The sequence below is a fragment of the Candidatus Pelagibacter sp. PS_34 genome (assembly GCF_059417845.1).
The window spans coordinates 624,726-649,707 of record NZ_CM182068.1 but is presented as its reverse complement, the minus strand read 5'-3'; the positions used below and the strand labels follow the sequence as shown (position 1 = coordinate 649,707).

The window sequence follows — 24,982 nt, the reverse complement described above, 5'->3', positions numbered from 1 at the left end:
ATTATATTGTTCAAAATGATTGATTTTATTAAAAAAAATATATTTATCATTGTAGTATTTTTAATTACTTTATTCATAGGTTTTATAACTTTTTTAACGTTTATTGATAAAAGTTTTTTAAAATTATCTGATGACAATCTCCAACTATTATTAATTGGAAATATTGCATTGTTAATACTTCTTTTTTTTATGATATTTTCAGAAGTAAGAAGTTCTTTAAAGATAGATGTTGATGTAAGTGGTTCTAAAGCCAATAGAAAATATATAACATTCTTTGCATTATTTACTTTAATTCCTTCGATTTTAATTTCTTTATTTTCATTATTTCTCCTTTCATTTGCTCTTGATAAATATTTAGATAAAAAAATAACAACAGCTGTTAATAATTCTTATGAAATTGCAAAAAGCTATACTGAAGAAGTTAGAACAAAAACACAATCAGAAATCATTTTAATAGCATTTGATTTAAACAAAAGTATCAATTTTTTAAATACAAATATTAATCAATTTAAAAGTTTTCTTAAAACTCAAAAACTAATTAGAGGTATGGATGAAGTCCATATTATTGAAAGTAATGGAAATTTATATTTATCAACTTTAGAAGATACTACTTTATATACACCTCCTTTAAGTGATGCTTTAGAAATGGTACAAAATGATAAAAGACCACTTAAGATTATTAATGCTTATAAAAATCAAACAGCATCCATTATAAAGCTTGAAAACTTTGAAGGTAAGTATTTATATATAGTTAAGTATTTAGATAAAAAAATTTCTCAATATTTACTAGAATCTCAAGAAGCTCTTAATTTTTACTACACAGTTCTAAATAAACAAACTGGAATTAAGATATCATTTGTATTTATTTATCTTGTTATAGTTTCATTATTATTATTTTTATCCATTTCAATAGCTATAAGATTTTCATCAAGGTTTTTTAGGTCTATTAATAATTTAATTATTGCATCTTCTAATATTGGAAAAGGTAATCTAGATATTAAAGTACCAGAAATTAAAACTGATAAAGATATGGAGACTTTAAATCAAAATTTTAATTTAATGATAGATAAATTAAAATCACAACAAGAAAAAATTATAATCAAAGAAAGACACGAAGCTTGGGAAAATTTAGCTAGAAAATTAGCTCATGAAATTAAAAATCCACTCACACCTATTCAATTAACCATTGATAAATTGAAAAGCAAATATTCAGAAAAAGTAGCAGATCATGAAAAAGAAGACTTTTCCAAAAGTTTATTGATTATTGGAAAACAAATTAAACAAATTGAAAATCTAGTTAATGAATTTTCGGATTTTGCAAGAATGCCAAAACCAATTCTCAAAAATAACAACTTAGTTTCTTTGATAAAAGATAATATTAAATTAATAAATGAATTAGATAATGAAATAATAATTGATTTTAAATCAAATAAATCTAAAATTCTTTTAAACTCTGATAGTGAACAATTAAGCAGAGTTTTCTTCAATTTAATTAAAAATTCTATTGAAAGTATACAGGATAAGAAAAATGATAATGTTAATTTTAATGGAAAAATCGATATCTCTATAAATGAGAATGAGGAAATAATTAACTTCATAATTATCGATAATGGATTAGGATTTGGAATATTTAAAAACAATATAAAAGACATTCTAAATCCTTATTTTACAACTAAAAAAAAAGGTACGGGCTTAGGTTTATCTATTGTTAATAAAATAATAAATGATCATAATGGTAAAATAAATTTTATATCACTTGAAATGGGTGCAAAAATTGAAATTACATTTACAAAATAATGAGTACTGAAATATTAATTATTGATGATAATGCAGATATTAGAAACATTATTAATGACCTAATAATTGAAGCTGGTTATAAAACAAGATTAGCTGCAAACTATAATCAAGCATTAAATGAGATTGATAAAAAACTCCCTGATGTTGCAATAATAGATGTTAAGTTAGATAAAAGTGAAAATGATGGTTTAGAGCTATTATCACACATCAAGACTAAGGATAAAAATATTCCAGTTATAATAATTACAGGGCATGCGAATGTTGAAATGGCAATCAAAGCTTTAAAAGCTGGCGCTTTTGAATTTATTGAAAAACCTTTTAATCAGGAGAGATTATTAAACTTTGTTGATAGAGCTGTTGAAAACTTAAATCTTAAAAATAAGAATAAAGAATTTGAAAGTAAACTTTTTTATTCTTATGAACTAATTGGTGTTAGTGACAATATTAAAAAAATAAAAGATCAAATAGATAAAATATCAGTTTCTGAAAGTAGAATTTTTATCAATGGACCTACTGGCTCAGGTAAAGAGTTGATAGCAAGAAAGATACATAAAGAATCCAAAAGACAGAAGGGTCCTTTTGTTATTCTGAATGGCGCATTACTTGATATTAAAAAATATGAATTAGAATTATTTGGTGAAGAAAAAAATAATGGCTCTATAACTTATGGCGCTTTAGAGAAATCAACAAAGGGTATACTTTTAATAGATGAAATTTCTGAAATCCCACTTGATACTCAATCTAAAATTTTAAGAGTTTTAATAGATCAAAAATTTAGAAGAATTAATGGCAGCCATGATATTAATGTTGATGTAAGAATTATGTGCTCATCTAGTAAAGATATAAAAAAAGAAATAGAAAATGGTAATTTTAGAGAGGACTTATATCATCGACTTAATGTATTTGAAATTAACATCGACTCTTTAAAAGACAGGGTTTCAGATATACCTTTGTTAGTTGAATATTTTTCTGAAAAAATTTCAACAAACTATAATTTAAAAAAACTAAGTATTGATACAAATAATAAATATTTACTCAATTATGATTGGCCAGGAAATGTTAGAGAATTAAGAAATTTAATAGAGAGAATAGCAATACTTGCGCCTGATAGTACTGATAAAATTTCAAATATTATTAAAGAATCTCTAAAAACACCTGATATTAGAAATATACCATCAGAAAACTCTTTATCTATACCATTAAAAGAAGCTAGAGAAAATTTTGAAAAAGAGTATTTAACTACACAACTAAAAAAATTTAATGGCAATATATCAAAAACTGCTGATTTTATTGGAATGGAAAGATCTGCCTTACATAGAAAGCTTAAAGGTTTAGGGATCAAGGAATTAAACTAAATGAATATTATAATTTGTGGAGCAGGTAGAGTAGGCTTTACTATCGCAAAAATTTTAAGTGAGCAAGGACACTCTATAACTATAATTGATCAATCAAGTGAAGATATACAAAAGATTGATGACACACTAGATGTAAAGTCTATTGTGGGTAAAGCTACTTATCCATCAATATTAGAAAAGGCAAACGCAACCGAAGCTGATATGATTATTGCAGTAACACGTAATGATGAAATTAACATGTTGATATGTCAAATTGCATTTTCAATATTTAATGTTCCAAAAAAAATAGCAAGGATCAGATCACAAGATTATTTAAATCCAAAATTCACAAAAGTTTATAATAAAGAAAATTTACCAATAGATGTTATAATATCACCTGAGATTGAGATAGCAAAGTCACTTCAAAGAAAACTAGAAGCCCCTGGTTCACTAGATAATGTTCCTTTTGCTAATAATAAAATTAGATTGCTTGAGATTTTGATAGATGAAAATTGTCCAATAAAAGACATCAAGCTTAATGAGCTAACAAAAAAATTTCCAAAACTTAATTCTAATATAATGGGAGTAATTAGAGATGAAAAATTTGTTTTATTAAAAAAAACGGATGTAATGCTTAAAGAAGACAAAGCTTATGTTGTAATTAACGCCTCACAAATGAATGAAACTTTAGCAGCCTTCGGTCATACAGAAAAAATTTCTAATAAAATTTTGATTATCGGAGGAGGAAATATAGGATTTAACTTAGCAAAAAATTTAGAAGAAAGTTTTGATTCTGCAAGAGTTAAAATAATAGAAAAAGTTAAGGAAAGAGCAGAACTTATTGCAAGCCAATTAAATAACACAATTGTTATAAATGGAGATGCTTTAGATGAAGAAGTTTTATTGGAGGCAAATTTAGAAGAGGTTCAAACTGTTTTGGCTCTGACAAATGACGACGAAGACAATTTAATGATAAGTGTATTGGTTGAAAAATTTGCTAAAGATAATGATGAATTAAGTGACAAAAGAACTATGGCTTTAATTAACAAGCCTAATTATTCTCTTTTACAATCTTCTTTAAAAATTGATGATTTTATTGATCCTAGAATGAATACTGTATCAAGTATCTTAAAACACATTCACAAAGGCACTATTGAAAATGCTTATAGTATTTTGAATGGTGAATATGAGATTATTGAAGCGGAAATTATTGAAACTTCAGAGTTAGTAAATAAAGAGTTAAAAAATTCTAACTTACCAGATGAAATAAGAATAGGTGCAGTTTTAAGAGGTGAAGAAGTAATTATTCCTAGATCAAATTTTGTATTTAAAAAAGAGGATATTGTTGTTCTCTTGGCTAATAAAGATTTCTTACATGTTGTAGAAAACATGTTTCGTATAAGCTCTATTTAATTTAATGAAATACTTTAAACTCATTTATTTGAGTGTTTTTTTTGGAATAGTTTCAATTTTAGCTTTTTTTAATATCACTTACTCTTACTATCTAAACCTCTATCTAAATCTAAATACCTACATAATTACATTTGTAGTCTCTATTCTTTTAACAATATTATTTTATTATTCAAAAAATAATGATGAAAAAAAAATAACTATATATGATAAAATATTAACAATACTTCTTGGTTATTTTTTATTACCAATAGTTATTTCTATACCTTTTTATTTTAGTATTTATAATTTAACTTTTGTTAACGCTTTCTTCGAGTCAATTTCTGGATTCACTTCAACAGGTTTTACTATTTTTAACAATATTAATCATATTGATCAAAGCTTAATATTATGGAGATCTGCTTCTCAATGGATAGGGGGTCTTTATTTTTTATTTTCTATAATACTCTTAATTGATATTTTTGATCATAGTTTTAAAAAATCTTTAACTAATTTTTTATCTTTTAATAAATCTGAAACATTCAAACAAGCATTCAAAATTTTTTTATTTTATTCATTAATTACACTTTCAATTTTTATAATTTTAAGTTTATTTGATATTAGGTTATTTAATTCTCTAAATTTAGCAATGACCATAATTTCATCAGGTGGTTTTTTACCATCTAATAATTTGTCTAATATATTGGTCAATAATTCCCAAGTTATTATTATATCAATTTTATTGCTATCTTCTTTTTTTAGTATTTTTTTAATTTACAATTTAATCTTTACAAAAAACCATAACCTCAATTTCTTTAATGAAGATATTCATTTGTTATTTTATTTCTTATTTTTGTTGATTATTTTTTTTGTATTTTTAAATTTTGAAAATAATTTTAGTGAATTATTTTTATCCTTAACAAGTAGTATTTCTAATGTAGGTTTTTCTCTTAATAATTCTTCTAGTAATTTATCTTTTGTTTTTCTAATACTTGTTATTATTGGAGGATCTTTTTTTTCGACAAGTTCTGGTATTAGGTTTTTAAAAATTTATTCTTTATTTAAATATTCAATTAACGAAATTCTTTCTTACAGTAGACCTAAAAATATTTACATAAATAAACACTTGTTTTCAAAAGATACATTTAAATTAGATGAAATTTATAAATATTTTTTATCTGTTATAGTTTTTATAATTTCTTTATTAATTTTAACCTTTCTATTAACTTTAAGTGGAATTGATTTTGAAAGCTCTTTTAAACTCTCAATATTAACCATAATGAATACAGTAAACTCCTCAATGTTTGGGTTGGCTGATTTTAGTTTTTATGATCTACATTTTATCACTAAGTATTATCTAATTTTCTTTATGATTATTGGTAGACTAGAGCTTCTAACTTTATTAATTATTTGTAAAAAATTTCTTTTTAAAAATTAAATTCGTACTATAAATATACTATTATTAATTTGCGCTCTTAGCTCAGCTGGATAGAGCATCGGTTTTCTAAACCGAGGGTCGGTGGTTCGAGTCCACCAGAGCGCACCATCACTATATGTAACATATTGTCTTTAATGGAGCACTACATATAGTTAGAACAATTCTAAAAACTAAATTTTTATTTTGATGCTAGTTATAAAATGTTAAACATCTGACTTAATTCAAATCATTTTGAATTATTTGTTAACAAATAAATAAATAAAACAGAGGAATAAAATATGTTTAAATACGTAAAACAATTAACTTCTCTAGTTGCTATGGTTGCAGTTCTGTTTACTTTTACAACAGAAACAATGGCCGCTAAGAAGTCAAAAACTCTTAAGAACACTCAGAAAAAAGGTTTCGTAAGATGTGGTGTATCTCAAGGTCTACCTGGATTTTCAAATGCTGACGCTGCTGGAAATTGGACTGGTGTTGACGTTGATGTATGTAGAGCGGTTGCTGCTGCAGTATTAGGTGATGCGAACAAAGTTAAGTTCACTCCACTAAGTGCTAAAGAAAGATTCACAGCTCTAACTTCTGGTGAGATTGATATCTTATCAAGAAACACAACTTGGACACTTTCTAGAGATGCTGACATTGGTTTAACATTCGTTGGAGTTAACTTCTACGATGGCCAAGGTTTCATGGTAAGAAAAGACTCAGGAATTACTTCTACGAGCCAATTCAAAAATGGAATTTCAGCATGTACTAACATTGGTACTACAACTGAACTAAACATGAGAGACTTCTTTAATTCAAAAGGAATTTCTTATGAGCCAGTTGCTTTTGAAAAAGCTGATGAAGTTGTTGCAGCTTATGACTCAGGCAGATGTGATACTTACACAACTGACAAATCTGGTCTAGCAGCACAAAGAACAAAAATGACTAACCCTGATGATCACGTAGTGTTACCAGAGACTATTTCTAAAGAGCCTCTAGGACCTGTTGTACGTCAAGGTGATGCAGTTTGGGAAGACATCGTAAGATGGTCACTAAACGTAATGATCGAAGCTGAAGAGTACGGTATTAACTCTGCAAACGCTGACATGATGAAAACTTCTGAAAACCCACAAATCAAAAGACTTGTTGGTTCTGAAGGTGAATTAGGTGCAGCATTTGGTTTAGATAACGATTGGAGCTTAAGAATTATCAAACAAGTTGGTAATTATGGAGAAAGCTACAAGAGAAATATCGCTGATACTGGTATTTTACCTGACAGAGGTCCAAACCAAATTTGGACTAAAGGTGGACTACTATACGTACCACCAGCAAGATAATTATTATCTAACAAAACATAAAAAGGGCTAGATTTATCTAGCCCTTTTTTTATAATACTCATCACATGAAATTAAAAAAAATCTTACCTCAACTATTAACATTATTATTTATAGTTTTAATATTTGGTTTCTTTACCATGAATGCTCAAGAGAACATGGATACAAGAGGTATCGAATTTGGTTTTGGTTTTTTAACTCAAGAGGCATCATTTGATATACAATTTTCTTTAATTGATTATGATGGGTCACACTCCTATGCAAGAGCATATCTTGTTGGATTATTAAATACACTCTTAGTAGCTTTCATTGGAATTATTTTAGCTACATTATTGGGTCTTATTGTTGGTGTTGCAAGATTATCTCCAAATTATTTGATTAGAAAAACTGCTTCTTTTTACATAGAATTCTTTAGAAATGTTCCATTATTATTACAGATTTTCTTTTGGTATTTTGCAGCTCTAAGAGCACTGCCAATGCCTCAAGATGCTACATTATTATTAGGATCATCTTTCATGACCATAAAGGGACTTTATACACCAGCTCCAATTTGGACAAATTTCGATATTTTTTTTACAACATTAATTGTGGCAATGATTTTAATTTTCTTTTTTGTCAAATTTGCAAAAAAGAAACAAGAACAAGAGGGAAAACAGTTGCCTGTATTAATTATCTCATTAGCTATTTTTATAGGTCTACCACTGTTAACATTTTTAGTTGGTGGTGTTGATTTATCTTTTAGCTTTCCAGAATTAAGAAAAATGTCACAATCTTCTTACACATTTGATGGGGGTATGGGTATACCACCAGAGCTAATTGCGTTAACTTTAGCCTTAACTCTCTATACAGCAACTTTTATTGCAGAAAATGTAAGAGCAGGTATTCAAGGTATTGGTAAAGGGCAAAAAGAAGCTGCTGCATCAATTGGTTTAACACCAAGCCAAGTTTTGAAATTAGTAATTATGCCTCAAGCATTAAGAATAATTATACCACCAACTACTAATCAATACTTAAATTTAACTAAAAATTCTTCTTTAGCAGCAGCTATTGCATACCCTGATTTAGTTTTAGTTTTTGCAGGAACTGCAATGATGCAAACAGGAAAAGCAATTGAAATTGTTGGTATTACAATGGCTACATATTTAACTATTAGTATAGCAATTTCATTACTGATGAATTGGTACAATCAAAGAATAGCGATAAAGGAAAAATAATGAGCTCAAATAATTTTAATTTACCAAAATCTAAAATTCAAATAAGTAGAAATACTTCTCTGATTATTGGAACTTTATTTTTTTTCTTAGGTATTTTTGATTTTTGTTTAAATAATTTCTTAGGTACAAATATTACCTCTTTCTTACCTAGGTTTATTAACTTTTTTACCCCCTTAATCTTTGGGGTAATTGGACTTCATTTTATTAGAATTGAATTTTCAGGTATTAAAATTTTAGATAGTCTTAATAAAAATATTAACCCAAGTAATTTTAATGCAGCTTTAAGTTTGTGTATTATTTTTCTTATAATATTTGCACTTCCACCACTATTAAATTGGTTCATTTTTGATGCTAATATTTCTGGTGACACTAAAGAAGCATGTACAGGTGGTGGTGCTTGTTGGGTTTATATTAAAGTATGGTTTAATAGATTTATGTATGGAATGTATCCTAATGCAGAGCAATGGAGAATTAATGTTACATTTATTGCTGTATTAGCCTTCATGGCAGCTGGGTTTTTTGTACCTGCTAAATTTAGAAATTATCTTTCTCTTTATTACACTCTTATATTGCCAATTATTTCCTTTATCTTAATCTATTATTTAATTTCAGGAGGGTCTTTTGGACTTGAGTGGGTTGAAACTGGTGCATGGGGTGGTTTATCTTTAACCTTTATTGTTTCTTTCTTCTCTTTAATTTTTTGTTTTCCAATAGGTATGATGTTGGCTCTTGGAAGAAGATCTGATTTACCTATTGTTAAATATTCATCTCTTTCATTCATAGAATTTTGGAGGGGCGTTCCTTTAATTACAGTTCTATTTATGTCAGCAGTAATGTTTCCAATGTTTTTACCAGATGGAACTTATGTTGATAAACTGATTAGAGTAGTTGTGGCGATTACTTTATTTGAAGCGGCTTATACAGCTGAAGTTATAAGGGGAGGACTACAAGCTCTTCCAAGAGGCCAATATGATGCAGCTAAGTCACTTGGGATGGGTTACTGGAAACTTCATATTTTTGTTATCCTTCCACAAGCTTTAAAATTAGTAATTCCAGGAATTGCGAATACATTCTTAGCACTTGTAAAAGATACACCACTAATTTTTGTAGTAGGTCTTTTAGAGGTAGTTGGTATGTTAAATTTAGCTAAAACTAATCCCGAATGGCTAGGATTTTCGATGGAAGGATACGTATTTGCTGGAATAATATTCTGGATTATTTGTTATAGTATGAGTAAATATAGCCAAAAATTAGAATTAAAATATAAAACAGATAGATAAATTATGTCAGATTCAATTATTCAAATTCAAAATGTAAACAAATGGTTTGGGGACTTTCAAGTACTAAAAGAAATAAACCTTGAGGTTAAACCTAAAGAAAAAATTGTTGTTTGTGGACCATCAGGATCTGGAAAATCTACACTAATTAGATGTATCAATAGACTAGAAGAGCATCAAAAAGGATCAATCATTGTTGATGGCACTGAAATTTCAGAAGACACTAAAAATATAGAACAAGTTAGAGCTGAAGTTGGGATGGTTTTTCAACAATTTAATTTATTTCCTCATTTATCTATTTTAGATAATTGTACGTTAGCTCCAATTTGGGTAAAAAAAATGCCCAAAAAAGAAGCAGAAAAATTGGCATTAGAACACCTTGAAAGAGTACAAATTTTAGATCAAGCTCAAAAATTCCCAGGTCAATTATCGGGTGGACAACAACAAAGAGTTGCTATTGCAAGAGCACTTTGTATGGAACCTAAAATTATGTTATTTGATGAACCTACTTCTGCATTAGATCCTGAAATGATTAAAGAGGTACTAGATGTTATGGTTAATTTAGCAAAACAAGGTATGACTATGATTGTTGTAACTCATGAGATGGGCTTTGCTAAAGAGGTAGCTGACCAAATGATATTTATGGATGAAGGAATGATTGTAGAAAAGGCCACTACCAAAGACTTTTTTGCTAATCCTAAAAGTGATCGTACTAAACTTTTCTTAAGCCAAATTTTATAAGTCTTTTTAAGTCTTATAGGGCAACAATTTATTTATTCATTTAATATTATAAGTACTTGACACATTTTGTTATTTTCAATTTAAATCTATAAAATAAATAAATTTATGTGTTGCGATATTAGTCAAAAATTAGTTCAATGGGTTTTTAAAAACAAACTTTAAGAGGGGTCTTAATGGAAGATAATTTTAACAAACATTTAGGTAATAAATTAAAGCTAAGAAGATTAGCTTTAGGTCTCACGCAAACAAAAGTTGCAAAAGCAATTAATGTTACTTTTCAACAAATTCAAAAATATGAAAAAGGAACTAATGGAGTTAGCTCAATAAGACTTCTTCAATTAGCAAATTATTTAAAAGTTCCAGTAAATTATTTTTTTGAAGATTTTTCAGAATATTTAATAAATCTAGAAAGATCTCAAGAAGGTCACATGAATGTAAATTATAATTTTTTAGTTAAATTATATTCTGAACTTAGTAACGATCAAAAACTAAAATTTAGTAAATCTTTACAAATTTCAAATATTGGAGTTTCAAAAGTAGGCTAATATAAATCATAGTTTAAGACCCTAATAAATTTAAATAATTTCATTTAAATAAACTAATAATTCTAAGTTCTTTTTTAATAAGATTTATCAATAATAAAGAAAGTAATTTTTTTGGCTCCTCGGGCAGGACTCGAACCTGCGACCAATTGATTAACAGTCAACTGCTCTACCAACTGAGCTACCGAGGAATATCAAAAACACAACTTACTTTTTTTTAAGAGTAAAACAAGATTTTTTTTGGAGGCATCGCCCAGAATCGAACTGGGATACAAGGATTTGCAATCCTCTGCGTAACCATTCCGCCACGATGCCCTCTCATCTCAATTTAAATTAAATAGAGAGCCTTTTATATATTAAATATATAAAATTAGTCTACCAAATAAGCCTTCAAAATGATTATTGTTAATTCATATTATTAAATTATAAACTTATAATCACCTATGAGTAACGACAAATACATACATACAGATGTTGAAGATAAGATTTATTCTTATTGGGAAAAAAATAATTTATTTAAACCCACTAAAAATAAGAAACAATTTTCAGTGGTTATACCTCCGCCCAATGTAACAGGTAGCCTTCATATGGGGCACGCTTTGAATAATTCAATTCAAGATCTTTTGGTAAGATATCACCGTATGAATAATTACGAAACATTATGGCAACCTGGAACAGATCACGCAGGTATTGCTACACAGGCTTTAGTTGAGAAAAAATTAACCACTGAAGGTATTGATAAAAATCAAATTGGAAGGAAAAAATTTATAGAAAAGGTTTGGGAATGGAAAGAAGAGCATGGTGATATCATTTTAAATCAACTAAAAAAATTAGGTTGTTCTTGTGATTGGTCGAGAAATGCTTTTACAATGGATGAAAATCTTTCAAAATCAGTTTTAAAAGTTTTTGTAGAGCTTCATAAAAAAGGTTTAATCTATAAGGATAAAAAACTAGTTAATTGGGATACAGTTTTAAAAACTGCAATATCTGACTTAGAAGTTGATCAAAGAGAAGTTAATTCTAAAATTTATTACATTCAATATCCAATTGAAGGTTCTAGTGATTTTATAACTATAGCTACAACTAGACCTGAAACTATGTTGGGTGATTCTGCCATCGCTGTAAATCCTAAAGATGATCGATTTAAACATTTAGTTGATAAATTTGTAACAGTTCCAATTGTTGGAAGAAAAATAAAAATAATCAAAGACGATTATGCCGATCCAGAAATGGGAACTGGTGCTTTAAAAATAACGCCTGCTCATGATTTTAATGACTATCAAGTTGGACAAAGAAATAATTTAGAAATCATAAATATTTTTACTGAAGGTGGTAAAGTCAATGATAATGCTCCCAAAGAATATATTGGCCTTGATAGATTTGAAGCTAGAAAAAAAATTTTAAAAGAACTTAAAGAAAAAGAATTCTTTGTTAAGGAAGAAAATATAAAGAATAAAGTTCCCTATGGGGATAGATCTAACTCGATAATTGAACCTTTTTTAACAGAACAATGGTTTGTAGATGCAAAAAAATTATCAGTTAAAGCTAAAGATATAGTTAACTCTAAAAAAACTAATTTTTTTCCTACTAATTGGTCAAAAACCTATTTTCAATGGATGAATAATATTGAGCCATGGTGTATCTCAAGACAGCTTTGGTGGGGACATCAAATACCAGCATGGTATGGGCCAGATAAAAAAATCTTCGTTGCAATAAATGAAGACGAAGCAAAAGCAGAAGCCAAAAAATTCTATAATAAAGAAGTAGAATTAATTCGTGATCCAGATGTATTAGATACTTGGTTTTCATCAGGCTTATGGCCTTTTGCTACATTAGGGTGGCCTGACGATAAAGAATATGTTGATAAATTTTACCCTACATCAGTACTTGTTACAGGGTTTGATATTATATTTTTCTGGGTAGCTCGAATGATTATGTTTGGAATGGAGTTTCTAGACAAAGAACCTTTTAAAGATGTTTATGTTCACGCCCTTGTTAAAGATGAGAAAGGGCAGAAAATGTCTAAATCTAAAGGAAACGTAATTAACCCTTTAGATTTGATTGAAAAATATAGTGCTGATGCTTTAAGATTTACTTTACTTTCAATGGCATCACCTGGAACGGATGTAAAACTTTCTGAAGATAGAGTTAAAGGTTATAGAAATTTTTTAAATAAATTATGGAATGCAAATAATTTTTTAATTACTAATAATTGTGATTTTTCTAAAATTAATGAAAAACCAAGTTTATCAATTAATATTAATAAATGGATATATTCTGAACTTATAGAAACTAAAAATAAAATTGAAAAAAATCTTAAAGATTACAGGTTTGATGAAGCTGCAAAAAATGCCTATCAATTCACTTGGCACTCTTATTGTGATTGGTATTTAGAGCTATCTAAAACAATACTATTTTCAGAAGATGAAAAAGCAAAAGACGAAGTAAAACAGGTATCTGCTTATGTGTTTAGACAAATATTAATAATATTACATCCATTTATTCCCTTCGTGACTGAAGAAATTTGGCTAAATAATAAATTTGATAACTCAGGTAAAGACTTTTTAATGTTAGCTAATTGGCCTTCTGGAGAGCTTGAAAGTGATTCATCTAATAATCAAGTAAAGAAGATTATAAGTATAGTCTCAGAATTAAGATCGTTTAAAAATGAATTAAGTGTAAGCCCTGGCTCATTTATAGATATTTCAATAGAAACTGTTAGTAAAAAAGAGCAATCATTTTTTATTAATAATGAAATTATTCTTAAAAAACTTGGTCGCATTAGAAATTTACATAATAAAGATTTAGACAAACCAGCTGCTACATTGATGGTTTCTGGAGATCTGTTTAAAGTATATTTTGATGAAGATGTTGATTTAAAATTAATTAAAAAAAACTTAACTACAAGACAAGATAAATACCAAGAGGAAATGAATAAGATATCAGAAAGATTAGCTAATAAAAGCTTTGTTGATAGAGCACCAAAAGATATTGTTGATCAGGAAAAAACTAATTATAATAATTTAAAAAATGATGTTGAGAGAATATCAATAACTATAAAGGGTTTATAATGGCAAAATTTAATAAAAAGAAATTACCAAGCAGACATACTTCATTAGGTGCTGATAGAGCTCCACATAGATCATTTTACTATGCGATGGGTGAAACTGAAAAAGATGTAGCAAAACCTTTTGTTGGTGTTGTGTCAACTTGGAATGAAGCTGCTCCTTGTAATATTGCTTTAATGAGACAAGCTCAATCGGTTAAAAAAGGTGTTAGAGCCTCAGGTGGTACTCCTAGAGAATTTTGTACAATAACAGTAACTGATGGTATTGCGATGGGTCATGAGGGAATGAAATCGTCTTTAATTTCTCGTGAAGTAATTGCTGATTCAACTGAACTTACTGTACGTGGTCATTGTTATGATGCATTAGTTGGTATTGCAGGATGTGATAAATCTTTACCTGCTTTAATGATGGCAATGGTTAGATTAAATGTCCCAAGTGTATTTATTTATGGTGGCTCAATACTTCCAGGTCAATACAAAGGAAAAGACGTAACTGTTGTTGATGTATTTGAAGCAGTTGGAAAACATTCGGCAGGACAAATGACTGCTAAAGAATTAAGAAAATTAGAATTGGTTGCATGTCCAAGTGCTGGTGCATGTGGAGGTCAATTTACTGCAAATACTATGGCCTGCGTTTCTGAAGCTATTGGTTTAGCATTACCTTATTCAGCTGGAACACCTGCTCCATACGAAGAACGTGATAAGTATGCATTATTGAGTGGAAAGACTGTAATGAATTTATTACAAAAAAATATTCGTCCAAGAGATATTGTTACCAAAAAATCTTTAGAAAATGCTGCAACAATAGTTGCGGCAACTGGTGGATCAACGAATGCTGCTTTACACTTACCTGCTATTGCTAATGAAATCGGAATTAAGTTTGATTTAATGGATGTAGCCAAAATATTTAAAAAAACTCCTTATCTTGCTGATTTAAAACCAGGTGGAAAATATGTTGCAAAAGATATGTGGTTAGCTGGTGGAGTTCCAATGTTATTAAAAACTCTTTTTGATGGTGGTTTTATTCATGGTGATTGCATGACTGTTACTGGAAAAACGATGAAACAAAATTTAAAAAATATTAAATTTAATCCTAAACAAAAAGTTTTAAGAGCTTATGATAATCCCTTATCACCAGATGGAGGAGTTGTTGGCCTTAAAGGTAACTTAGCTCCTGATGGTGGAATTGTTAAAATTGCTGGTTTAAAAAAATTACAATTTACTGGAAAAGCTAGATGTTTTGATAATGAAGAAGCTGCAATGGCTTGTGTGCAAAATAAAAAATATAAAGCAGGTGATGTAATTATCATTCGTTATGAAGGACCAGTTGGGGGACCTGGTATGAGAGAAATGCTTTCAACAACGGGTGCTATTTATGGTCAAGGTATGGGTGAGAAGGTTGCCTTAATTACTGATGGAAGGTTTTCAGGTGCCACGAGGGGCTTTTGTGTGGGTCATGTTGGCCCTGAAGCGGCCTTAGGCGGCCCTTTAGCTCTTTTACGTAATGGTGATGTAATTGATATAGATGCTAAAAAAGGAACTATTAACGTTAGATTAACTAAATCACAATTAGCCACAAGACATAAAAAGTGGAAAGCAAAAAAATCAAGCTTTGGATCTGGTACTATTTGGAAATACGCTCAAACAGTAGGTCCCGCTTATTTAGGTGCACCAACACATCCTGGTAAAAGAAAAGAAGTAAAAGTTTACGCTGATATTTAATGAAAATTAAACCCGTTATTTTATGTGGTGGAGCAGGAACTAGACTTTGGCCTAATTCTAAAAATCATCAAGCAAAGCAATTTATTGATTTCGGTAATTGGACTTTATTGGGAAAAACTCTTGGTAGAGTTAAATCTTCAACTTTCGATGCACCTATCATAAGTACAAATCTTAAATATTTAAAAGAAGTTAAAAAACATCTTAAGAAACATAAGATAAGTAAATATAAGATTGTTTTAGAGCCTGCAAAAAGAAATACAGCACCAGCAATTCTTGCATCAGCATTAATTAAAGATATTCCAAATGAACAACCCTTAATGTTTTTTGCAGCAGACCACTTAATAGAAAAAGCAAGCATTTTTAATAAAGCTATCAATAAGAATAAAACTAATTTAACAGACAAAAATATATTCATCTTTGGAATTAAACCAACATCACCATCGAGTGAATATGGTTATTTTTTAACAAAAAAAGTTAAAGGAAATATTAATAAAGTAACAAAATTTATTGAAAAACCAAAAGAAGCTAAAGCTAAACAAGTCATTAAACAAAAAGGTTATTGGAATTCTGGTATGTTTTTTTTGAGAAAAGACTCAATAATAAATAACTTTAAAAAATACCAACCTGCAATATATAAAAATTGTGTTAATGCTGTTTTAAAAGCTAAACTTAAAGATAATACGTATTACTTGAATAAAGCTTCATTTGAAAAAGCTACTGCAAAATCTTTTGATTATGCAATTTTAGAAAAAACTAAACAAATAAACGCTATTAAATTAGATATACCTTGGTCAGATCTTGGCAGCTGGAAAGAGATCTTAAAAATGTATGATAAAAATAAGAATAAATATTATAAGAAAAAAAATGTTTATTACCGACCTTGGGGTAGGTATGTTAATTTGTTTGAAGGCAAAGGTTTTTTAATTAAAGAACTATTTGTAAAACCAAAAGGTATATTAAGTTTACAAAAACATCATCATAGATCAGAACATTGGTTGGTAACCGAAGGAACTCCCAAAATTACACTTAACAAAGATAGCTTTTTAAAAAAACAAAACGATCATATATTCATTCCATTAGAAGCAATTCATAGAATTGAAAATCCTGGTAATAAACCTGTTAAAATCATTGAAGCTCAAGTAGGCTCAATTTTAAAAGAGAGTGATATTGTTAGGTATCAAGACGTATACGGCAGAGTAAAATAGATTTTAAGGTTTTTCAGAAATTTTTAATGGCAGATCTGATGTTACGTCAAATCTTTCTTTTTTTGTTATATCTTCAACCTGTTTAGCTTTTTTTTCTAAACACCATTTTTCATAAATTTTACAAAATGTGAATATCCCATTGTATCTATCAATCATTTTTACATTATCCAATTCGTCTTTTATCAAAAATTTAATATCATATAATTCTTTAATATTAACTTCTGTTAGAATTTCTCTTGAGTCTGGATTGTAATATCCAGAACCATCTTCACAGGGGGTTTCTAAAGCCTCATCTATATATTTTTGAAAAATTTTTCCTCTGATAAAATTTTCTTCAAAGTCTTGAGAGTTAATAGTTTCATAAATTAATCTTCTTAAAGGAGGTTTATTCATCTCAAACCACATTATAAGTAATTCGTAATAAATTAATTCATACAACCTTATATGTATGGGTTTGCCCTTAACTATTCTTGACCAATTAAGATATCTTCTTATATCTATATTTCTTTCAATACTTTTCATGATAAGTATTTTTTATTTACCTCCTTTAATTGTAATGTAACCACATCTTTTGCACTCAAGTGTTGTAACTCTATCTGTTGGTCCAAAACCAAACTCAATATTTAACGTTTTGTAGTCATGTATGCCCATAAAACAGAGTATTTTTATCATTTTCAAAAACATAATTTTGACACTTTAAATTGTTAAATTTATTTTTTGATGGTCAGCAGATAGCTGAAATGATTGCGGTGATTTAAGAAATAACTATACCGCAGAATTAGATAAAGTTCTACAAGTGTTCAGCTATTTTAAACTTATTTAATTAAGTAGAGATCTTTTTAAACTTTTTTTAAAAACATAGTCTCCTTTATATGTAATTTTGTTATGAATTTATTACAATTATAGATGAAACAATAATCTTTATTATCAGGGTATTGACATAATAAAGTGTTATGTTATAACATCACATAATGAATAATAATGATATAGTTTTTGATATAATTAAGAAATCTAAGAAGCATTTAACTGCTTATGAAATATTAGACAAATTTCAGAAATTTAAGAAGATACAACCGATGGCTGTTTACAGATCTTTAAAAAAACTAATAGAAGAGGATAAGATACATAAATCTAATCAAAATAAGACTTATGTATTGTGTAGTCATGAACATGTTAAGCATAATCCATCTATAGCCATTTGTAGAGATTGTGGAGACACAGAAGAGCTTAAATCAGAATTATTTGAAACAATATTTAAAAAAAACCCAATCAAAAAATATGACTTCAACAAGTTTCAGCTTGAAGTTTCAACAATATGTAGGAGATGTAACTAATGGAACACGCACACGAATTACCAGAATTTCTTCATTTTTTAGAAGAACTTATAGAAGAATATGGAATATTAAGAGGTTTTATCTTTGGTTTCGTACATACCCTAATACCATTAATTGGTTTTTATTCAGGTTGGAGCATAAACCGTTTTTTAAAATTAGTTTCTAACGGTGCAATTGCTGGAATAATTGGAATAGTTCTAGCTCATATTATAGCAGACTTTATAGCAGCCTTACTTGATCCTAATTTAAAAAGTGCAGCATTTGGAATTGTACTTGGTGGTTTCATACCTTTATTAGCTGTACCTTTTTTAGAAAAATATGTGACCAAAAGCCAATATCATAATGTCGTTGGTGATCATGAAGATCTAAAAAAAGATTTGAAAAGCAAGCATAAATAATATTTAATATTGGGATGAGTACAGTTCCCTTAACATTAAATGAAATTTTAGAATTAGCTAAAAAAACATTATTAGCTAATGGTTGTGATGAGGAAAATGCTAGTATTTTAGCAGATACTATTATGAGAGCTGAAAGAGATGGTTCTGTTTCTCATGGTTTGTTTAGATTGCCTGCTTATGTGTCTGGTTTAAAAAGTAAAAAAATTAACGGTAAAGCAAGACCAGAATTAGAAAATGTTGCTCCAAGTATTATTAAAGTATTAGGTAATAATGCAGTTGCTCCTATGGTTTTAAGCTTAGGATTACCTGCAGTTATTGATTTAGCAAAAAAAAATGGTGTAGCAGTTCTTGCTATAAAAAATTCACATCACATGGCAGCTCTTTGGCCTGAAACTGAAGCTATTGCTGAAGCTGGTCTTGTTGGTATCGCTTGTACATCTTACAAGCCTGCCGTTGCACCAGCGGGTGCTACGAAACCTTTATATGGTACAAATCCAATTTCTTTTGCTTGGCCTAGACCTGGTAAAACTCCAGTTGTCTACGATATGGCAACAGCCTCAATGGCAATGGGTGAAGTTCAGATAGCAAAAAGAGAAGGGCACAAAGTTCCTCTTGGAACAGGTTTAACTAAAGATGGTAAAGAAACAACTGATCCTGCAGAAATCGCTGATGGTGGAGTTATACTTCCTTTTGGTGGCTACAAAGGATCTAGTATAGCAATGATGGTTGAATTATTAGCTGGTGCATTAATTGGTGAAAATTTTAGTTTTGAAACTGCTGCTAAAGACAATAATGACGGTGGTCCTCCAAGTGGTGGTGAATTTATTATAGCAATTTCACCTGATAAAATTTCTGGTAAAGGTTGGGATAAACATGCTGATGATTTTTTTAGTAAAATGTCAGCTATGGATGGTGTTAGACTTCCAGGTGAAAGAAGACATAAAAATAGACTAGATAAAGGTCCAAGAAACATTAACGAAGAACTTGTTAATAAAATTAAATCTTTAAGTTAATTCAATTTCAATAGGTGTGTGATCTGAGGGTTTTTCTTTTCCTCTGGGGTCTTTATTAATATTAACATTCTTAACTATATTTAATAAAGAATTTGATACTAAGAAGTGATCAATTCTTAATCCGTTATTTTTCTGCCAAGCACCTCTCATATAATCCCAATAAGTATAACCTTCCTTTTCACCATGAATGTGACGGTAGGCATCATGAAAACCTAGATTAATCATTTCTCTAAATTTTTTTCTTATCTCAAGTCTGTATAAAGCGTCATCTTCAAACCCTTTAATATTATAAGCATCTTCAGCTGAGGGAAGAATATTAAAATCTCCAGCTAAGATAATATTTTCATTTTTCTTTGAAAGAGTTTTTAATTGTTTAATTAATTTATCTAACCAACTTTTTTTATAAGTGTATTTATCAGTATCTACAGGATTACCATTTGGAGTATAAATATTAATCAGTTGAACATTTTTTTTCTTATGTTTTAGTTCTGCTGAAATAATTCTAGATTGTTTCAATTTATCTTTAATTAAATCTATTCTAACATTTTCTAGTTTATGTTTGGATATAATAGCAACACCATTATAACTTTTTTGTCCAAATACATGACTCTCATAATCTAATGCTGAAAAATCATCATAGGGAAAAGTCTCATCTTGTGTTTTAATTTCCTGCATCATAACAACATCTGGAGAAAATTTTTGAAGATATTCTTTAATATTTTCAATTCTTGCTCTAACAGAATTAACATTCCAAGATGTAATAATCATTATATAGAGAAAGAAACACCACAACCGCAAGAAGATTTACTTTGTGGGTTAGTGATCTTGAATTGATCGCCAATTAGTTCTGAAACAAAGTCCACTTCTGAACCTTTTAATAAGTCTGCTGAAGTTTTATCTATAAGAATATTTTCATGTTTTAAGTCGTCAGCTTCTAATTTTTTGTCAAAAGTAAACTCATATTGAAAACCTGAACAACCACCGCCTTTAATAGCGATTCTAAAAAATGACCCTGGATCTTTTTGAGACAACAAATTATTAATCTGTTTTATAGCTTTATCTGTAAATTTAATTTCTTTAATCATATAACAACACTGATAATACTAATATAATATCAATTTATTAAATTTAAAGTATGAATAATTACTCAAATTTAGCTTTATCTAAAAGCAAAGGTCGTATTTTTAAAGAAGCTAATTCACTTTACAGAACTCCATTTCAAAGAGACAGAGATAGAATTATTCACAGTGCCTCATTCAGAAGGTTAAAACATAAAACACAAGTTTTTGTTAACACAGAAGGGGATCATTTTAGAACTAGAATTACCCATTCAATTGAGGTTGCGCAAATTGCAAGATCAATAGCTAAACATTTAGGTTTAAATGATGATCTAGCTGAAACCTTAAGTTTGGCTCACGACTTAGGGCATACACCGTTCGGACATGCTGGAGAAGATGCTCTTAATGAATGTATGGTTAACTTTGGAGGCTTTGACCACAATCTTCAAACCTTAAGGATAGTTATGTTTCTTGAGCATAAATACCTTAAATTTAAAGGCCTGAACTTAACATTAGAAACTTTAGATGGATTATTAAAGCACAATGGCGCGATTGATGATCTCTCCACAGTTAATAGGTTGATTGGATTAAAAAGTTTTAAGAATAAAATAAACTTTACTAACTCTGGTTCATTGGAAGCTCAAATATCAGCAATCTCAGATGACATTGCTTATAATAATCATGACATACAAGATGGAATTAGAGCTAAAATGTTTAATTTAAACGACTTGATTGAAATTAATTTTTTTAAAGATATTTATAAATCACACAAAAATAATATTAAAAACAACAATAAAGATATTTTGATATATCAAATAATACGAGATTCAATTGATTTAATGGTTAGAGATTTAATTAAGAATACTAAAAATAATTTAAAAAATAATAAAGTCAAATCTTTAAAAAATGTTTATAACTTAGATGATCCTATAGTGTGTTTTTCAAGTAAATTTCTTAAAATTGAAAAAGAAGTTAGGTTTTTCCTTAGAAGCAAAATGTATAACAATAAAAAAGTATTATTAAAAAATAATCATGGAAAAAAAATTATTAATAAACTCTTTTATAAAATTAAGAATAAGCCCAAAAAATTTTTAAACGATGATCAATTAAAGAATGACCTAAATAGAGCAATAGCTGATTTTATCTCAGGTATGACAGATAGATATGCAATCAATTTAAATAAAGGTATTTAATGAACATTTTTGATCTCTACTTGGATAAAATAATAATCTTGATTAAAAAGCTTAATAAAGATGGTTCTTTAGAATTACCTGAATCTTTAAATGGAATTAATGTAGATATACCACCATCAAATTTTGACTGCGATATATCAACCAATGTAGCCATGGTGCTCTCTAAGGCTAATAAAAAATCTCCAATTGATATTGCAAATATTTTAATTGAATTAATTAAAAATGAAGATGAAAAAATAGAATCTATTTCTGCAGCAAAACCAGGATTTATTAATATTAAATTTAAGACAATATATTGGAATAATTTTATTAAAAGTATTAATCAAAATCACAAGGATTACGGTGTCAATAATAAAGAAAAAAAACAAAAATATCTTATAGAATTTGTTTCAGCTAATCCCACTGGCCCTCTTCATGTTGGACATTGTAGAGGTGCAATATTGGGAGATGTTATTTCAAATATATTAATTTTTAACAAGCATGATGTTTCAAAAGAATATTATGTTAACGATTATGGTAATCAAATCATAAATTTTACAAAATCTGTTTTTTTTAGAATTAGAGAAATACTTTTTAATGAAAAATTCCCTATTGAAAACTCAGATTTATATCCTGGTGATTACTTAGTTGATATTGCTAAAAATATTATAAAATCTAATAAAGTTTTAAAATTTGATAAATTTGAAAATGTTTCAAAAGAACTAACTTTATTATCGGTTTCAGAATCTTTAAAATTGATTAAAAATAATTTATCAAATCTTGGAATAGTGCACGATAGATTTACAAGTGAAACTGATATTGTCTTAAATAATGAAGTTCAGAAAGCAATTGATAAATTAAAGGAAAAAAAGCTAGTTTATAGTGGAAAAATTAAGGCTCCCAAAGGTGAAGATGATGAAAACTGGGTAGAAAGGGAGCAACTTTTATTTAAATCAACAGATTTTGGTGACGATAAAGATAGAGCACTTCAAAAGTCTGATAAATCGTGGACTTACTTTGCTAGTGATGTTGCCTATCATGATAATAAATTAAATAGAAATTACGATACGCTTATTAATATATTAGGGGCTGACCATGCTGGCTATATTAAAAGAATAACTTCTGTCGTTGAAGCTCTATCAGGAGATAAAAAAAAATTGATTTGTAAAGTAAGTCAACTCGTTAAATTAATTAAAGATGGAAAACCTTTTAAAATGTCAAAAAGAAAAGGTGACTATATAACAGTTGAAGACTTGATAGCCGAAGTTGGTAAAGATGCTACGAGATTTATTATGCTTAATAGAAGTAGCGATGTAGAGTTAGATTTTGATTTTACAAAAGTTAAAGAAAAATCTAAAGATAACCCACTTTATTATGTCCAATACTGTTATGCCAGAATATCATCTGTCTTTAGACACGTAAATCTTAATATAGAAAATGATTTGAATATAAAAGATTACGAATTTGAATATACTGGTGATGAAATAAAGATATTAAAAAAAATAGCAGAATGGCCCAAGTGTATTGAAGCTGCAAGTCTAAGACTTGAACCACACAGAATACCAGTTTATCTTTACGAACTATCATCAGAATTTCATTCTTATTGGAATATGGGCAAAGAGGATCAATCAAAAAGGTTTATTAACGAACAAAAGAAAATTTCAAATGATAAATTAGTTTTTTTAAAAGTTATATCTAATGTTATCAAATCTGGAATGGATATTGTTGGAGTAGACACTCCTCAAAAAATGTAATGTTAAAAGAACTTAAATATCTTTTATTTTTGATTGTTATAATTTTATTTTTTTTTCTATCTTTCAAATATTATTTTTCAAATGAAAATAAAAAAAATTCATACCGATCTTTGAAAAATATTGAGGATAAAACTGAAAATTATTCTCGTAATCTTATTATACTTAAAAGTGATACTGTTGATATTGTTGAATATGTTGAAAAAACCATAGATAAAAATAAAAAGAATTACAAGTTTTGGGAACTAATTAATAATGATGGATAATCGTAAAAGTTTCATAGTTGGTTTAAAATCTACTAAATTATTGACTAGTGAAAAAAAATTTCTAATTAAACATAAACCTTGGGGAATAATACTTTTTTCAAGAAATATTAAAAATATTACACAAGTAAAAAAATTAACAGGTCAAATTAGAAAAATATTCAATGATAAAAAATATCCTATTTTAATTGATCAAGAGGGTGGTAGAGTTAATAGAGTAAAAAAATTTTTTAAAGCAGATAAGTTTACTGGAGAATTTTTTGGTAATCTTTATCTTAAAGATAAAAAAAAATTTTATATCGAATACAAAAAGTTTATCAATAAAACTGTCTTATTATTAAAAAATATAGGAATTAACATAAATACTTTACCAGTCCTTGATGTTAGATCCAAAGGATCAAGTGCAATAATTGGTGACAGAGCCTTTTCAGACAATACAAAGATTGTTTCAGAAATTGGAGATATTTGTATTAAAGAGTTTCATAATAATAAAATTGCCACTGTGATAAAGCATATACCAGGCCATGGCTTAGCAAAGGTCGATAGTCATAAAAAAACCCCTACAATCAATAAGGAATTAAGATATTTGAATAATCATGACTTTATGGCATTCAAAAATAAAAATAGTTTATTTGCAATGACAGCACATCTTATTTATAAAAAAATTGACAAAGTCAACACAGCAACACATTCAAAGAAAATTATAAAATTAATAAGAAATAAAATTAAATTTAGAAATATTTTGATGTCTGACGATATATCAATGAAAAGTTTAAAGGGCTCTATAGCAATTAATACAAAGAAATCCTTTGCTGCAGGTTGTGATTTAGTTCTTCATTGTAATGGAGATTTAAAAGAAATGAATGATGTAGCCCTATATTCACCAGTTATAAGTAAGTTTATTATAAAAAAAACATCACAATTTTATAAGATTATAAGCTAATATTTGAC

General features: G+C 28.2%; 23 protein-coding genes and 3 tRNA genes. 20 read left to right on the top strand and 6 right to left on the bottom strand.

The window, feature by feature from the left end; genetic code table 11:
- Positions 1–15: 15 nt before the first annotated feature.
- From AC5SL3_RS03500 to AC5SL3_RS03455, 10 genes are all read left to right on the top strand, one after another.
- Positions 16–1,797: a sensor histidine kinase gene (locus tag AC5SL3_RS03500; RefSeq protein WP_494577450.1), complete on the top strand. Its 1,782-nt coding sequence runs from the start codon at positions 16–18 to the stop codon at positions 1,795–1,797.
- Positions 1,797–3,152 (top strand): sigma-54-dependent transcriptional regulator, encoded by a 1,356-nt coding sequence (locus AC5SL3_RS03495; RefSeq protein ID WP_006996968.1) that lies wholly within the window; start codon positions 1,797–1,799, stop codon positions 3,150–3,152. Before AC5SL3_RS03500 ends, AC5SL3_RS03495 begins: the two co-directional genes overlap by 1 nt.
- Positions 3,153–4,544 carry a Trk system potassium transporter TrkA gene (gene trkA, locus AC5SL3_RS03490; RefSeq protein WP_020169387.1) on the top strand — a complete coding sequence of 464 codons (1,392 nt, stop codon included), beginning with the start codon at positions 3,153–3,155 and terminating at the stop codon, positions 4,542–4,544.
- A 4-nt stretch (positions 4,545–4,548) separates the two neighbouring features.
- Complete coding sequence (locus AC5SL3_RS03485; RefSeq protein ID WP_494578768.1) at positions 4,549–5,958, top strand: TrkH family potassium uptake protein; 1,410 nt, start codon at positions 4,549–4,551, stop codon at positions 5,956–5,958.
- 31 nt (positions 5,959–5,989) lie between these two features.
- Positions 5,990–6,066 (top strand) — tRNA-Arg (locus tag AC5SL3_RS03480).
- 170 nt (positions 6,067–6,236) lie between these two features.
- Positions 6,237–7,277: an amino acid ABC transporter substrate-binding protein gene (locus AC5SL3_RS03475; RefSeq protein WP_011282064.1), complete on the top strand. Its 1,041-nt coding sequence runs from the start codon at positions 6,237–6,239 to the stop codon at positions 7,275–7,277.
- A 65-nt stretch (positions 7,278–7,342) separates the two neighbouring features.
- Positions 7,343–8,488, top strand: coding sequence for an amino acid ABC transporter permease (locus AC5SL3_RS03470; RefSeq protein WP_011282065.1), 1,146 nt, complete (start codon positions 7,343–7,345; stop codon positions 8,486–8,488).
- A complete protein-coding gene (locus AC5SL3_RS03465) occupies positions 8,488–9,768 on the top strand; it encodes an amino acid ABC transporter permease (protein WP_494578766.1) in 1,281 nt (426 codons plus the stop codon). Before AC5SL3_RS03470 ends, AC5SL3_RS03465 begins: the two co-directional genes overlap by 1 nt.
- A gap of 3 nt (positions 9,769–9,771) precedes the next feature.
- Positions 9,772–10,506 carry an amino acid ABC transporter ATP-binding protein gene (locus tag AC5SL3_RS03460; protein ID WP_006996961.1) on the top strand — a complete coding sequence of 245 codons (735 nt, stop codon included), beginning with the start codon at positions 9,772–9,774 and terminating at the stop codon, positions 10,504–10,506.
- A 173-nt stretch (positions 10,507–10,679) separates the two neighbouring features.
- Positions 10,680–11,051, top strand: coding sequence for a helix-turn-helix domain-containing protein (locus tag AC5SL3_RS03455; protein WP_018414103.1), 372 nt, complete (start codon positions 10,680–10,682; stop codon positions 11,049–11,051).
- 112 nt (positions 11,052–11,163) lie between these two features.
- On the opposite strand, the gene AC5SL3_RS03450 is transcribed toward AC5SL3_RS03455, so the two are convergent.
- Both AC5SL3_RS03450 and AC5SL3_RS03445 read right to left on the bottom strand, forming a co-directional pair.
- A tRNA-Asn gene (locus AC5SL3_RS03450) sits at positions 11,164–11,239 on the bottom strand.
- Between the two features lie 50 nt (positions 11,240–11,289).
- Positions 11,290–11,363: transfer RNA gene (locus AC5SL3_RS03445), tRNA-Cys, on the bottom strand.
- A gap of 128 nt (positions 11,364–11,491) precedes the next feature.
- Here AC5SL3_RS03445 and AC5SL3_RS03440 point away from each other — a divergent pair.
- From AC5SL3_RS03440 to AC5SL3_RS03430, 3 genes are read left to right on the top strand one after another with little or no spacing between them, the layout of a single operon-like run.
- Positions 11,492–14,119 (top strand): valine--tRNA ligase, encoded by a 2,628-nt coding sequence (locus tag AC5SL3_RS03440; RefSeq protein WP_494578765.1) that lies wholly within the window; start codon positions 11,492–11,494, stop codon positions 14,117–14,119.
- Positions 14,119–15,837, top strand: a complete 1,719-nt coding sequence (gene ilvD / locus AC5SL3_RS03435) for a dihydroxy-acid dehydratase (RefSeq protein WP_027306939.1) — start codon at positions 14,119–14,121, stop codon at positions 15,835–15,837. The genes AC5SL3_RS03440 and ilvD overlap by 1 nt, the downstream gene beginning before the upstream one ends.
- Positions 15,837–17,042, top strand: a complete 1,206-nt coding sequence (locus tag AC5SL3_RS03430; protein WP_494578763.1) for a sugar phosphate nucleotidyltransferase — start codon at positions 15,837–15,839, stop codon at positions 17,040–17,042. Before ilvD ends, AC5SL3_RS03430 begins: the two co-directional genes overlap by 1 nt.
- Positions 17,043–17,045: 3 nt before the next feature.
- On the opposite strand, the gene AC5SL3_RS03425 is transcribed toward AC5SL3_RS03430, so the two are convergent.
- Positions 17,046–17,564 carry a hypothetical protein gene (locus tag AC5SL3_RS03425; protein WP_494577388.1) on the bottom strand — a complete coding sequence of 173 codons (519 nt, stop codon included), beginning with the start codon at positions 17,562–17,564 and terminating at the stop codon, positions 17,046–17,048.
- A 12-nt stretch (positions 17,565–17,576) separates the two neighbouring features.
- A complete protein-coding gene (locus AC5SL3_RS03420; protein WP_494577387.1) occupies positions 17,577–17,714 on the bottom strand; it encodes a hypothetical protein in 138 nt (45 codons plus the stop codon).
- 299 nt (positions 17,715–18,013) lie between these two features.
- Here AC5SL3_RS03420 and AC5SL3_RS03415 point away from each other — a divergent pair, with 299 nt between their 5' ends.
- From AC5SL3_RS03415 to AC5SL3_RS03405, 3 genes are read left to right on the top strand one after another with little or no spacing between them, the layout of a single operon-like run.
- Entirely contained in the window at positions 18,014–18,376 is a 363-nt protein-coding gene (locus AC5SL3_RS03415) for a Fur family transcriptional regulator (RefSeq protein ID WP_494577386.1), read from the top strand.
- Entirely contained in the window at positions 18,376–18,774 is a 399-nt protein-coding gene (locus AC5SL3_RS03410; protein WP_494577385.1) for a hypothetical protein, read from the top strand. The genes AC5SL3_RS03415 and AC5SL3_RS03410 overlap by 1 nt, the downstream gene beginning before the upstream one ends.
- Positions 18,775–18,788: 14 nt before the next feature.
- Positions 18,789–19,787: an Ldh family oxidoreductase gene (locus tag AC5SL3_RS03405; RefSeq protein ID WP_494577384.1), complete on the top strand. Its 999-nt coding sequence runs from the start codon at positions 18,789–18,791 to the stop codon at positions 19,785–19,787.
- Here the strand turns inward: AC5SL3_RS03405 and xth are convergent.
- Positions 19,779–20,555, bottom strand: coding sequence for an exodeoxyribonuclease III (xth, locus tag AC5SL3_RS03400; protein WP_494578761.1), 777 nt, complete (start codon positions 20,553–20,555; stop codon positions 19,779–19,781). The genes AC5SL3_RS03405 and xth overlap by 9 nt on opposite strands.
- Positions 20,555–20,872 (bottom strand): HesB/IscA family protein, encoded by a 318-nt coding sequence (locus AC5SL3_RS03395; RefSeq protein WP_006996950.1) that lies wholly within the window; start codon positions 20,870–20,872, stop codon positions 20,555–20,557. The genes xth and AC5SL3_RS03395 overlap by 1 nt, the downstream gene beginning before the upstream one ends.
- Positions 20,873–20,922: 50 nt before the next feature.
- On the opposite strand from AC5SL3_RS03395, the gene AC5SL3_RS03390 reads away from it, so the two are divergent.
- From AC5SL3_RS03390 to AC5SL3_RS03375, 4 genes are read left to right on the top strand one after another with little or no spacing between them, the layout of a single operon-like run.
- Complete coding sequence (locus AC5SL3_RS03390) at positions 20,923–22,038, top strand: deoxyguanosinetriphosphate triphosphohydrolase (RefSeq protein ID WP_494578760.1); 1,116 nt, start codon at positions 20,923–20,925, stop codon at positions 22,036–22,038.
- Positions 22,038–23,771 carry an arginine--tRNA ligase gene (gene argS, locus AC5SL3_RS03385; protein WP_494578758.1) on the top strand — a complete coding sequence of 578 codons (1,734 nt, stop codon included), beginning with the start codon at positions 22,038–22,040 and terminating at the stop codon, positions 23,769–23,771. The genes AC5SL3_RS03390 and argS overlap by 1 nt, the downstream gene beginning before the upstream one ends.
- Entirely contained in the window at positions 23,771–24,034 is a 264-nt protein-coding gene (locus tag AC5SL3_RS03380) for a hypothetical protein (protein WP_011282074.1), read from the top strand. Before argS ends, AC5SL3_RS03380 begins: the two co-directional genes overlap by 1 nt.
- Positions 24,027–24,974 carry a glycoside hydrolase family 3 N-terminal domain-containing protein gene (locus AC5SL3_RS03375; protein ID WP_494578756.1) on the top strand — a complete coding sequence of 316 codons (948 nt, stop codon included), beginning with the start codon at positions 24,027–24,029 and terminating at the stop codon, positions 24,972–24,974. Before AC5SL3_RS03380 ends, AC5SL3_RS03375 begins: the two co-directional genes overlap by 8 nt.
- Positions 24,975–24,982 lie beyond the last annotated feature (8 nt).